Raw genomic sequence first — 12,145 nt, 5'->3', positions numbered from 1 at the left:
GGCCCTGCCTAACCGGTTAGGTTGGGCAGGGAGAATTTCGGTTAATCAGCACGAAACCGGTGCGTTCTTGCGGCTGTAATAGAACCAGGTGATGGCAACACAGACCGCATAGAAGCCTGCAAAGCACCAAAGCGCGCCTGCGGGACCGCCAGTCAGTGCGATGGAGGTGCCATAGGCTTTTGGAATGAAGAACGCGCCATAGGCAGCAATCGCACTGGTAAAGGCGATGATGGCGGAGCTTTCGAGTTCCGACTGTTTAAGCTGGGCTGCCTGATCAGCATCGGGCATCAGGCGCGGGATTTCCTGACGCATGATCGATGGAATCATCTGGAAGGTTGACGCATTGCCGACACCGGTCAGGAAAAACAGCGCCATAAAGCAGGCAAAGAAGCCCCAGAAATGACCGCTGGTTCCGCCAAGCGGCAGGAATTGAAGGACGCTGACAACCGCAACAATCATGCCGATAAAGGTCCAGAACGTTACCCGTCCGCCACCAAGCTTGTCAGAAATCCATCCTGTGCCAGCACGGCTCAGCGCGCCAACCAGCGGGCCGAGAAATGCATATTGCAAGGCATCAACTTCCGGGAACTGGGTTTTCATCAGCAGCGGGAACCCAGCGGAATAGCCGATAAAACTGCCAAATGTGCCGGTATAGAGGATGCACATGATCCAGTTATGTTTGCGGCTAAAAATGATCGACTGCTTTTTGAAGCTGGCTTTGGCATCAGCGATGCTGTTCATGCCAAACCATGCCGCAATGGTCGAAACCACGATGAACGGCACCCAGATGAAACCGGCATTCTGCAGGAAGATTTCGCCGCCACCTGCAACGCTTTGGGCTGCTCCACCAAAGGCGCCGAACACACCGGCCGTGATCACAAGCGGAACCACAAACTGCATGACCGAAACACCAAGATTGCCAAGTCCCGCATTCAGGGCCAGGGCGTTACCCTTTGCCCTTTTCGGATAGAAATAGGCGATGTTTGCCATCGAGGAGGCAAAGTTCCCGCCCCCGAACCCGCACAACAGTGCGAGAATAAGGAACCAGCTGTAGGACGTGTTGGGGTCCTGTACGGCAAAGCCGATACCAAGTGCTGGCAGCAACAGGGATGCCGTGCTGAGCGTTGTCCAGATGCGGCCGCCAAAGATTGGAACCATAAAACTATAGAAAATGCGAAGCGTTGCCCCAGACAGGCCCGGAAGTGCGGCCAGCCAGAACAGTTCACCGGTGGTGTAGGTAAAGCCGATGACCGGCAGCTTGGCGACAACAACTGACCAAACCATCCAGACCGAAAATGCCAGCAAAAGGCACGGAATGGAGATCCAGAGATTGCGGGTGGCAATTGCACTGCCCTTGCTTGACCAGAACTCTGTGTCTTCGGGTCGCCAATCGGTCAGAACAGCGCCTTTTTGGCCATTGTTTGCATGCGTGACTTCCAAGGGAACCTCCCGATGAAACTGGTGGAGAGGCAGAGCGCAACCTGCGCTCTGCCGGTTTGCATTACTGAGCAGGTTTGGTAACGCCCGACGTCTTGCCGGCTTCAGTTTCCGGCTTTTCCAGTGGTTTCTCGGGCACATCCGAAAGGTATTTTTCGTCGGCCAGTGCCGGATGACGCGAACGTTCCATGCGGCGGATCACGACATGCATCCAGATCGTGGACACTGCGACCAGAACGAACAGCAGCATGAATGGCGCGGTCCAGACATTGGTCAGATCAAGAAGCACGCCGAAGGCGATTGGCAGGAAGAAACCGCCGAGGCCACCGATCATGCCAACCAGACCGCCAACCGATCCGACGTGATGTGGGTAGTAAACCGGGATGTGTTTGTAGACGGCGGCTTTGCCGAGGCTCATGACGAAGCCGAGAACGACTGTCAGGGCGACAAACATGCCAACCGAAACACCGAAATTAAACTCGATGGGGCCGTTGATTCCCGAAACCAGATAGGTCGTCTGCGGGTAACTCATGATGAACAGGACGACCAGGGAGACGATGAAGGTCATATACATGACCGCACGTGCCCCCCATTTGTCCGACATCCAGCCACCCAGTGCTCTAAAGACCGAGCCAGGCAGCGAATAAAGTCCGGCAAAGACACCCGCCGTCGTTAGTTCCAGCCCATAGGCGCCGACATAGTAACGTGGCAAAAAGCTTGCGAGTGCGACAAAGGCACCAAAAACGAAGAAGTAATAGGTTGCAAAACGCCAGACCTGAATGTTCTTAAGCGGCTCAAGCTGCGAGCTGGCTGATACCGGGCCTTCACCGGATTCCTTGCGCGCTTGCTGCACTGGGTCGGTTTTTGCAAACAGGAAGAACAAAACGGCAGTGATGACAAGGACAACGGCATATACACGGGCCGTTCCTTCCCAACCAAGAGCAACCACCAGAAATGGGGCGGCAAAGTTCGTTACAGCCGCGCCAACGTTACCAGCGCCAAAAATACCCAGAGCAGTACCTTGACGTTCCTTTTCAAACCAGCGTGACGTATAGGCGACACCAACGATAAAGGACCCACCCGCAAGACCAAGCCCCAGGGCGGCGACAAGAAAAATTTCATAACTGTGAACAGACGTCAGGAGCCAGACGCAGACGGCTGTGATCAGCATCTGCAGCGGAAACATGACTCGACCGCCAAATTGCTCTGTCCATACGCCGAGGAAGATACGGCTGACTGAGCCGGTCAGAACTGGTGTTGCGACCAGCAAACCGAACTGGGTGTCACTCAGCCCCAGTTCCTGTTTGATCTTCACCCCGATGATGGAAAAAATTGTCCATACCGCGAAGCATATCGTAAAGGCAAAGGTGCTAAGACCTAGGGCACGATATTGATCAGTTCGTGAAACCCCTTTTAACGTATGCATGGTCGATCCCCTCGAACATCTGTCTGCACATTGCAGCGCTTGCTGCGGTGCTGATCATCGAATGAGACGAGGGCAATCAGGGTTGATCTAAATCAGAAAACATGGAACCCTTCGGTGAAATAAACAGGCTCGCCAAGTATTTCGCGCAACGATTTGCTAAAGCTCAAGCCAGAGAGAGATCAGGAGCAAATAGACGCTTGATAAATATCAAGTGACTGGTCGATATGTTCCTGAACAGGGTTAGAAGTGAGGAACAAATGCTCGATTCGACCTTCCCGGAGGTACGTAGCCTTGATCTCTTCGCAGATATGAGCGACGAGAGTTACGCCAAGCTGATGCGTGGCGCCTATCTGCAAACTTTTCCGCCGCATGTTGACTTGATCACAGAAGGCGAAGAGGCCGACTTTCTGCATGTACTCGTTTTGGGTTCAGTTGACCTTTTCTCCAGTTGGAATAACCGAGAAACCAGTGTCTCAATTGTCAAACCTGTGTCGACCTTCATTCTGGCGGCGACAATCCGTGATGCACGCTACTTGATGTCAGCCCGAACCATGGAAAAAAGCCGTATCGTGATGATACCCAGTCAAGATGTCCGCGAAATTTTCGATCTGGATGCGGGTTTTGCACGTGCAGTGGTGGTTGAACTGGCCGCTTGCTATCGCTCAGTAATCAAGACCACAAAAAACTTGAAACTGCGCACAGCACTTGAACGACTTGCAAACTACCTGCTCAGTCGCTCCAAAGACCACAATGGCGCTCAACACTTTGCTTTGGACCTCGAAAAGCGTCAGCTTGCCTCTGTTTTGGGAATGACACCTGAAAACCTGAGCCGTGCTTTCAAAGCCTTGCAAGCATACGGGGTAGCCGTGAGCGGGGAGAACGTTGAGTTAAGTGATATTACCGAGCTCGAAAAGTTCGCCAAACCGACAACTCTTATTGACGACAATCAAACGTAAGGAGCGAAGTTATGGTTAAATCTATGCCCGGTGCTGCAGGAACATTGGCGGAACAGTATCCGGATATTTGGATGGCTTATGCTGATCTTGGTAAGGCGACAGCAGAAGCAGGCCCACTGACAGACCGTGAACGTCGTCTTGTAAAACTTGCGTTGGCAATTGGTCTTGGTTCAGAGGGCGCTGTGCATTCCCATACCCGGCGTGCGAAGGCAGAAGGCATCGGGCTTGATGACTTGTTGCAAGTCGCGATGCTGTCGATTGGACCAGCCGGTTTGCCACGTGCAGTTGCTGCCAAAACCTGGATCGAAGACATCTAACAGGTTCCTTGAGCACCTTAGGAATTGAACAGGCTCACGCAACCAACTTTTTGTGTTGCGTCTCGGCGTCAGGCGGCTTTTGTCTGGAAACGCCAATTTGCCTAGAAACATTAAGGTGCAGAAATGGCAACCAAAATCAGGATTCAGGAACCGCAGCAAGGGAATACAGGCTTCCTCAGCCACGGCTTTCGACCGTTCTTTTTGCTCAGTTCGATTTGGGCGGCCGCTGCGATGATCATCTGGGTACTTTTGCTCATGAATGTCATCGCGTTACCTCTGACGTTTGATATCGTCTCCTGGCACGCACATGAGTTCCTCTTCGGATATCTTGGCGCCGTCATTGCAGGTTTCATGCTAACTGCTGTTCCCAACTGGACAGGACGGCTTCCTATTCGCAATCGACGTTTGGGAATGCTTGTGTTGCTTTGGATGGCAGGGCGTATTGTAATTTTGCTCGCAGCACATTTTCCTGCTGGCATTGTTGTTTCCATCGATTTGTCATTTTTGATCGTCTTTGCCTTGATGATTGCACGAGAAGTCATCGCAGGAAAAAGCAAACGCAATTTTATCGTCCTCGGGCTGCTTGGGACTGTGGTCCTCGGCAATGCAGTTTTTCATTGGGAAATCTTGCAGGGAGAATACGCGGCACAAGGCGTAGGTTTGCGTCTGGGTCTGGCTGCGAGCATCATGCTGGTAGCATTGATTGGTGGACGCATCGTTCCATCTTTCACCCGAAACTGGCTCGCCAAACAAAAAGTAACTTCACTTCCTGCACAGGTTGGAAAATTTGATATGGCCTGTCTGGTCATGTTGTTTGTTGCGGTAATGCTTTGGGTCGTTTTCCCTTTCGAGGACTTTACTGCCCTGGCACTTGCTCTCGCAGGCAGCCTTCATTTTGTGCGCCTATCACGCTGGCAAGGACATCAAACAGGGAAAGAGCCACTTGTATGGATTCTGCACGTTGGATACGCGTTTGTCCCCTTGGGGGCTGTTGCACTTGCAGTCGCAACCCTCATGCCCTCACTGATGGATAGCGCCTCGGCACAGCATCTCTGGATGGGGGGTGCGATCGGTGTGATGACAATTGCGGTAATGACGCGAGCCACGTTGGGGCATACTGGTAGCGATCTGGTAGGCGGCGCAGGCACAACTTCTTTGTATGCCTGCATCATTTTAGCGACGCTAACGCGGGTTACAGCTGGTTTTCTGCCCACATTTTCGATGTCTCTTTACGGAATTTCTGCCGCTTTGTGGGTTGCGAGTTTCACTGGTTTCGCACTTCTGTATGGACCACTATTGCTCAAAAAAAGAACATGACAGACGGAAGCTAAAAGCTTGGCCAGTTAACTACACGTCAAGCGAAGCATAAATATCTTGCTTCGCAGTCGGAGTGGCTATCAAAGAAATCGGGGTTTTGTGCTCCATACCCCCGAATTATGACAAACCATTGGCGGTACCGACGCATATATGCGTCGGCTTCAGGCGGCATAAATTTTCGGGAAAAATGGTAGGCCCGGAGGGACTTGAACCCCCAACCAGACCGTTATGAGCGGTCGGCTCTAACCAATTGAGCTACGGGCCCCCAAGACAAGATGTGTCAGGGTAAAGAAAAGACCGCACCGGATTACCGGTGCGGTCCCGAAAACTAGCGATTTTCCGGCCAAGGTCAAGCCCGAACGTCGCCTGTAATCCTATTAATAATCGAGGAACGACCGCAGCTTGCGCGAGCGCGACGGATGTTTGAGCTTGCGCAGTGCTTTTGCCTCGATCTGACGGATACGTTCACGGGTAACAGAGAACTGCTGACCAACTTCCTCAAGGGTGTGGTCGGTATTCATGCCGATCCCGAAACGCATACGCAGAACACGTTCTTCACGCGGGGTGAGCGATGCCAGAACGCGCGTGGTGGTTTCACGCAGGTTGGCCTGGATCGCTGCATCAAGCGGCTGAACGGCGTTCTTGTCTTCGATGAAATCGCCAAGATGGCTGTCTTCCTCGTCCCCGATCGGGGTCTCGAGCGAGATCGGCTCCTTGGCAATTTTCAGAACCTTGCGAACCTTTTCAAGCGGCATCTGAAGCTTTTCTGCCAGCTCTTCCGGGGTCGGCTCACGACCGATTTCATGCAGCATCTGGCGCGAGGTACGCACCAGCTTGTTGATGGTTTCGATCATGTGAACCGGAATACGGATCGTACGGGCCTGGTCCGCGATCGAGCGGGTAATAGCCTGACGGATCCACCAGGTCGCATAGGTCGAGAATTTGTAACCGCGACGGTATTCGAATTTGTCCACCGCCTTCATCAGGCCGATATTGCCTTCCTGAATAAGGTCAAGGAACTGAAGACCGCGGTTGGTATATTTCTTGGCGATCGAAATCACGAGACGCAGGTTGGCCTCGATCATTTCCTTTTTCGCACGGCCGGCTTCGCGTTCGCCCTTGTTTACAACACCGTAAACACGGCGGAACTCGGAAATCGGAAGACCGACCTCGGCCGAAACACCACCGATATCTTCGCGCAGCTTGGCGATTTCTTCGGGATAGCGTTCGATAAAGGTTTTCCAGCCCTTGCCCGGCAGACCGGCAACACGTTCCATCCAGTTCGGGTCAAGTTCATTGCCCTGATACTGTTTGACGAAGTCCGGACGCTTGATCTTGCAACGATCGGCAAAGCGCAGAAGCTTGCCCTCAAGACCCAGAAGACGGTTGTTAAGGCCGGTCAGATGGTCAAGAAGCTCTTCGATACGGAAATTGTTCAGGTGAACATCTTCCATCAGCTCGACCATCTCGTTCTTGAGCTTGGTATAGCGCTTCTCGGTCGCCGCCGGAACGGTCTCACCCTTGTTCAGCGCCACCAGACGCTGTTCCTGCGCCTTGTGCAGCTTCTCATAGGTCTTGGCGATCAGTTCGAATTTCTCGAGAACCTGCTCGGTCAGTTCCTCTTCCATCTTGGAAAGCGAAACATTGACCTGCTCGTTCTCGTCTTCGTCCTCATCATCGCCTTCGCCGCCTTCTTCACCTTCGGAGTCTTCGGACTCATCGTCCTCTTCCTCTTCGGTTTCCTCACCACCGATCGCATCGGGGGTTTCGGTTTCGGCGTCTTCGTCCTCATCATCATTGGCAGAGTCAAAGCTTTCGACATCTGCCTCTGCATCAACGTCTTCGTCCTCGCCTTCCTCGGCACCGATTTCGGCATCCGGGCCACCGCCATAGGTGGTCTCAAGGTCAATGACATCACGGAGCAAAAGCTCACCAGCCTGAAGCTGATCATGCCAGTTCACGATCGCACGAATGGTCAGCGGGGATTCGCAAATCCCGCCAATCATCATGTCACGGCCGGCCTCGATACGCTTGGCAATGGCGATTTCGCCTTCACGCGACAGCAGTTCGACACTGCCCATCTCGCGCAGATACATACGTACCGGGTCATCGGTACGGCCAACATCATCGGCAGAAATATTGCCACTCGGATCGTTGTCGGAATCGTCGTTGTCGTCATCATTGTCATCGGCCTCATCACCATCGATGACATTGATGCCCATCTCGTTGAGATTGCTCATCACGTCTTCGATCTGCTCAGAGGAGAAATGTTCTGACGGCAGTGCCGCGTTCAACTCATCGACAGAGATGTGGCCTTTCTCCTTGCCCTTGGCAATGAGCTTTTTGATGGCCGCTTTATATGTATCGAGAAGAGGTCCGTCTGCGTTTTCAGAAGAGTTCTTTTTCTCTTCAGCGTTCGAAGTCTTAGACGACATCTATTCCCCGTTTCCCGCTGGGTACGTTCGTACCGTTGTTGTCCCACGCACTGTCTTTTCAGCGCAAATCACAAATAGCCCGATCGCCGATCCTGAATGCAAGGCACCCAAAGATCAGTCGTCGAGCTTAAACACTTTTTCCCGGCGACGGGCGAGATCCTCACGCCTGTGAGAAAACCTCTCCCATTCTTCCTGACTGATATCTGCTGCCAACTGTCGGACGGCGTATTTTGCCTCTTCGTCCTCCAGGGAGCTTACAGCCATGGAAAAAACCTGTTTCCAACCCGTTCTGGCCCGTTCCAGCGGCGTTTCGGGCTTGGCGAAAGCAGCGTGCGCGATTACATCCGCACTAACCACCCGCAAAACTGTCTCTGACAGCCCGTCGCGCTCCAAATGAGCCCGGATTGAATCGGAATCAAGTCCAGGATCGTCATCAAGCAGCTTTAAGACGGCCCGACGAAGATTGTCAAGCGCGGAGTCTGCACAACTATAGATTCCAAGCTGTTCACCGATCTCATCATGCAGGGCAGGATGATTGATCAGCGTCAGCAAAAGAATGGAGTCCTGTAGATCGCGCTTCTTCTGCATTGGCGGTCGCGACATGCCCGGTACGGCTTTTCCGGCCGGACCCCAGAAATGGTCATTTTTTCCGCGTTTGCCACCCCGTGCGGGTTTTTTATTTTGATAACCGCCGCCAGATGCCCCGCGACCGGCCGTGTTGCCGCCGCGGTCGCCCTTGAACAATTTCCAGATGCGATCATTGAACATCGACTTGTACTGGCTGCGCACTGCCTCGTCGGCAATCACCGAAATCCGCTGATTGATATCGGCCTCAAGGGCGGCCCGCCGTTCCGGGGTATCGATCTTGTGCGCCCCCACATCCATGCGCCAGACCAGCTCGGCCAGTGGCACGGCCTGTTCAATGATCTTTTTGAAATTCTCAAACCCGCCCGGTGCGCCCATCAGACTGTCGGGGTCTTCGCCCTCGGGCAGAATGGAAAACAGCAATGACTTGCCCGGCCGCAGGATCGGAAGTGCCCGTTCCGCCGCACGCACAGCTGCACGTTTCCCGGCCGCATCCCCGTCCAGACACAGGATCGGCTCGTTGGTCATTTTCCAAAGCTCGCCAATCTGTTCTTCGGTAACCGCGGTGCCAAGCGGCGCCACCGCCCCGCGGAACCCGGCCCGGTGCAGGGCAATAACATCCATATAGCCTTCGGTCACAATGATCGGTGCATCGTGACGGGCAGCTTCGCGCGCCTGGGGCAGGCCATAAAGAAGGCGCCCCTTGTGAAACAGCGGCGTATCCGGACTGTTAAGGTATTTCGGCTTGGCATCGCCCATCACGCGCCCGCCAAACGCCACCACCCGCCCACGCCGGTCAAGGATCGGGAACATCACCCGCCCGCGGAACCGGTCATAGCTTTGCCGACCGCTATCTTCGGGTTCGATCAGAAGCCCGGCCTCGATCATCAGCTTTTCGTCGATATCTTCGCGTTTGAGTGCCGCCTTCAGCGCGCCGCGATTGTCGGGCGCAAATCCCAGGCGGAATTCAGCGATGGTTTTGTCATCAAGGCCGCGACGATGAAAATAATCCAGCCCTTCCTTGCCTTCGGGCATGCGCAACATGCGTTCAAAAAACACACAGGCCGCTTCCATCACCTCGTAAAGGGTTTTGGCCTTCTGTTCGCGTTCCTGGGCTTCGCGTGACGGTTTGGGGACATCCATGCCGACCTGATTGGCCAGCACCTCGACCGCCTCGACAAAGGTCAGCCCGCGGGTATTCATCACAAAACTGATGACATCCCCGTGCGCCCCGCAGCCAAAGCAGTGATAGAAGCCCTTTTGTTCATTGACCGTAAAGGACGGGGATTTTTCGGAATGGAATGGGCACAGCCCGGAATATTCCCGGCCGCGTTTGATCAGCTTCACCGATGAACCGACAATATCTGCCAGTCCGACCCGTGCCCGCAGGTCGTCCAGAAACGACTGGGGAAAGCTCATGATGTCCCGATCCCGTGATGATGCTGTTGCGCACATGCGCAACCCTGTTGTTGGTCCTTGTCCCGGCGCGGCATTATGAATTCGTCTGTGCGAAGTGCCGGCTCTGGGACGACGAAAGCCGGACGATTTTACACGCCCGGCTTTCTAAATAAAGATAGGTCTTCCGGGACTAGCCCAAAAGTTTTTTGGCAACACCACCGGCTTTGCCGAAATCCATGGTGCCGCTGTATTTTTCGCGAAGGGCCGCCATCGTGCGCCCCATATCCTTAAGACAGGTCGCACCGATTTCGCTTACCGTACCGCGCACAGCTTCCTCGATTTCCTCGTCGGAAAGCTGTGCGGGCAGGAATTTCTCGATCACCGCGATTTCTGCGGCTTCCTGTTCGGCAAGCTCGGGACGGTTGCCCTTGGTATACATCTCGATGCTTTCGCGACGCTGTTTCACCATCGCCTGAAGCAGATTGATGATTTCGTCATCCGAAATGCCATCGGTGTTGCCTTCGCCCCGTGCTGCGATATCGCGTTCTTTCAGTGCTGCCAGAATGAGGCGCACGGTGGTAACGGAGCAGGCATCCTTGGCAAGGACAGCCTTTTTCAAAGCGTCATTAAGCTGCGATCGCAGCATGGCTCATCTCTGATTTTGTGGAAGAAAGGAGCGAACATACCGCATTACAGCATAAGACGCAAAGAAAACCTGCCCCCGCAAACCGTTGATTTTCCTTGGGAAATAAAAGTTTCGATGCGTCCTTGACATGGGTCCGCGACTCCCGTAGACATCCGCCAATTTGCCTACCGGGATCACGATTTGCCCCGCTTCCAGCACGGTCCGCTGTCGCATCAACAGTGCACAGTTCAACATGCTGGGAACGACTTGGCACGTCCGCATGTCCGGTATGCAGGCAAATTGCAGTCGTTTTTATCGGCTTGCCCGCATTTATTATATATAAAAAGACTCCGTGTCTCACCGTGGAAAGATCGAAAGGACATTTGCCAATGTCAGCGCCCACGCACACCCCGCCTCCTGGTGCTTCTGCCGTACTGGTTCTCGCAGATGGTTCAGTTTTTTGGGGACGCGGCGTCGGGGCCCGAGGAGAGGTCGTCGGTGAAGTCTGCTTCAACACCTCCATTACGGGCTACCAGGAAATCATGACCGACCCGTCCTATGCCGGTCAGATGATCACCTTTACCTTCCCGCATATCGGTAACGTCGGCACCAATGACGAAGATATCGAAAATGCCAAACCGGTCGCCCTTGGCTGCATCCTGCGCCAGGACATTACCGAACCTTCCAACTACCGTGCGCGCAAACATTTCAATGACTGGCTTGCCGAGCATGGCCGCATCGGGATCGCCGGTGTAGACACCCGCCGCCTGACCAAACGCATCCGTACCGAAGGCGCACCGAACGGTGTGATCTGCCATAACCCTGACGGCACCTTTGACATCCCCGCCCTGATCGCCAAGGCCAATGAATGGCCGGGCCTTGAGGGCATGGACCTTGCCAAGGACAACAGCTGCACCACCGGTTACGACTGGGATGAAGCCCTGTGGTCACGCGAAGGCGGTTACGGCAAACTTGGCAATGCAAAACACCATGTGGTTGCCATTGATTACGGCGTGAAACGCAACATCCTGCGCAACCTCGCAAGCCTCGACTGCAAGGTGTCGGTCGTCCCGGCCACCACCACCGCCGAGGAAGTCCTGGCGATGAACCCGGATGGCATCTTCCTGTCAAACGGTCCCGGTGACCCTGCAGCAACCGGCGAATATGCCGTTCCGACCATCAAGAAACTGATCGATAGCGGCAAGCCGGTCTTTGGCATTTGCCTTGGTCATCAGATGATGGCGCTGGCGCTTGGTGCAAAGACCAAGAAAATGGATGTCGGCCATCGCGGTGCAAACCACCCGGTCAAGGATACCACCACCGGTGTCGTCGAGATCACCTCGCAGAACCACGGCTTTGTCGTCGACAAGGACAGCCTGCCCGACAATGTCGAGGCAACGCACTTCTCGCTGTTTGACGGCTCCCTTGCCGGGCTGCGCGCCAAAGACAAACCGGCCTTTGCGGTTCAGTACCACCCGGAAGCATCGCCGGGGCCGCATGACAGCCACTACCTGTTCAAACGTTTCGTTGGTCTGATCGAAGAAGCAAAATCCTGATCACCCGATCAGGACACGCTCCGAAGATACGCGATTAACGGACTTAAACGAGGCGGTGCAGCACGCGCGCCCGCCCTGCGAAAAGCGGAAAAC

9 protein-coding genes and 1 tRNA gene are annotated in these 12,145 nt (G+C 54.4%); 4 read left to right on the top strand and 6 right to left on the bottom strand.

Features of this window, described 5'->3' with window-relative positions:
- Nucleotides 1–45 precede the first annotated feature (45 nt).
- Together CU041_RS02400 and CU041_RS02395 are read right to left on the bottom strand one after the other, a co-directional pair.
- Entirely contained in the window at nucleotides 46–1,440 is a 1,395-nt protein-coding gene (locus tag CU041_RS02400) for a NarK family nitrate/nitrite MFS transporter (protein ID WP_228196235.1), read from the bottom strand.
- Between the two features lie 61 nt (nucleotides 1,441–1,501).
- Nucleotides 1,502–2,863: an MFS transporter gene (locus tag CU041_RS02395; RefSeq protein WP_101245613.1), complete on the bottom strand. Its 1,362-nt coding sequence runs from the start codon at nucleotides 2,861–2,863 to the stop codon at nucleotides 1,502–1,504.
- A 257-nt stretch (nucleotides 2,864–3,120) separates the two neighbouring features.
- On the opposite strand from CU041_RS02395, the gene CU041_RS02390 reads away from it, so the two are divergent.
- From CU041_RS02390 to CU041_RS02380, 3 genes are all read left to right on the top strand, one after another.
- Complete coding sequence (locus tag CU041_RS02390; protein ID WP_101245896.1) at nucleotides 3,121–3,819, top strand: helix-turn-helix domain-containing protein; 699 nt, start codon at nucleotides 3,121–3,123, stop codon at nucleotides 3,817–3,819.
- Between the two features lie 71 nt (nucleotides 3,820–3,890).
- On the top strand, nucleotides 3,891–4,136 hold the full coding sequence (locus CU041_RS02385; protein ID WP_212733751.1) for a carboxymuconolactone decarboxylase family protein: 246 nt from the start codon (nucleotides 3,891–3,893) through the stop codon (nucleotides 4,134–4,136).
- A 123-nt stretch (nucleotides 4,137–4,259) separates the two neighbouring features.
- On the top strand, nucleotides 4,260–5,453 hold the full coding sequence (locus tag CU041_RS02380; protein ID WP_101245611.1) for an NnrS family protein: 1,194 nt from the start codon (nucleotides 4,260–4,262) through the stop codon (nucleotides 5,451–5,453).
- Nucleotides 5,454–5,641: 188 nt separating this feature from the next.
- On the opposite strand, the gene CU041_RS02375 is transcribed toward CU041_RS02380, so the two are convergent.
- From CU041_RS02375 to CU041_RS02360, 4 genes are all read right to left on the bottom strand, one after another.
- Nucleotides 5,642–5,718: transfer RNA gene (locus CU041_RS02375), tRNA-Ile, on the bottom strand.
- 112 nt (nucleotides 5,719–5,830) lie between these two features.
- Nucleotides 5,831–7,888 (bottom strand): RNA polymerase sigma factor RpoD, encoded by a 2,058-nt coding sequence (gene rpoD / locus CU041_RS02370; RefSeq protein WP_101245610.1) that lies wholly within the window; start codon nucleotides 7,886–7,888, stop codon nucleotides 5,831–5,833.
- Nucleotides 7,889–8,002: 114 nt separating this feature from the next.
- Complete coding sequence (gene dnaG / locus CU041_RS02365; RefSeq protein ID WP_101245609.1) at nucleotides 8,003–9,892, bottom strand: DNA primase; 1,890 nt, start codon at nucleotides 9,890–9,892, stop codon at nucleotides 8,003–8,005.
- 169 nt (nucleotides 9,893–10,061) lie between these two features.
- A complete protein-coding gene (locus CU041_RS02360; RefSeq protein WP_068518837.1) occupies nucleotides 10,062–10,517 on the bottom strand; it encodes a GatB/YqeY domain-containing protein in 456 nt (151 codons plus the stop codon).
- Between the two features lie 368 nt (nucleotides 10,518–10,885).
- Between CU041_RS02360 and carA the strand changes: the two genes are divergently transcribed.
- On the top strand, nucleotides 10,886–12,052 hold the full coding sequence (carA, locus tag CU041_RS02355) for a glutamine-hydrolyzing carbamoyl-phosphate synthase small subunit (protein ID WP_101245608.1): 1,167 nt from the start codon (nucleotides 10,886–10,888) through the stop codon (nucleotides 12,050–12,052).
- The last annotated feature ends 93 nt before the right edge of the window (nucleotides 12,053–12,145 follow it).

It is taken from the genome of Thalassospira povalilytica (assembly GCF_002844235.1).
GTDB lineage: Bacteria > Pseudomonadota > Alphaproteobacteria > Rhodospirillales > Thalassospiraceae > Thalassospira > Thalassospira povalilytica.
This window is presented reverse-complemented; position numbering and strand designations above follow the sequence as displayed.

Bases quoted from the DNA above. Each gene is read 5' to 3' on its own strand.
- CU041_RS02395 (WP_101245613.1), bottom strand. From the start codon at position 2,863: ATGCATACGTTAAAAGGGGTTTCACGAACTGATCAATATCGTGCCCTA.
- CU041_RS02390 (WP_101245896.1), top strand. From the start codon at position 3,121: ATGCTCGATTCGACCTTCCCGGAGGTACGTAGCCTTGATCTCTTCGCA.
- CU041_RS02385 (WP_212733751.1), top strand. From the start codon at position 3,891: ATGGCTTATGCTGATCTTGGTAAGGCGACAGCAGAAGCAGGCCCACTG.
- CU041_RS02380 (WP_101245611.1), top strand. From the start codon at position 4,260: ATGGCAACCAAAATCAGGATTCAGGAACCGCAGCAAGGGAATACAGGC.
- rpoD (WP_101245610.1), bottom strand. From the start codon at position 7,888: ATGTCGTCTAAGACTTCGAACGCTGAAGAGAAAAAGAACTCTTCTGAA.
- dnaG (WP_101245609.1), bottom strand. From the start codon at position 9,892: ATGAGCTTTCCCCAGTCGTTTCTGGACGACCTGCGGGCACGGGTCGGA.
- CU041_RS02360 (WP_068518837.1), bottom strand. From the start codon at position 10,517: ATGCTGCGATCGCAGCTTAATGACGCTTTGAAAAAGGCTGTCCTTGCC.
- carA (WP_101245608.1), top strand. From the start codon at position 10,886: ATGTCAGCGCCCACGCACACCCCGCCTCCTGGTGCTTCTGCCGTACTG.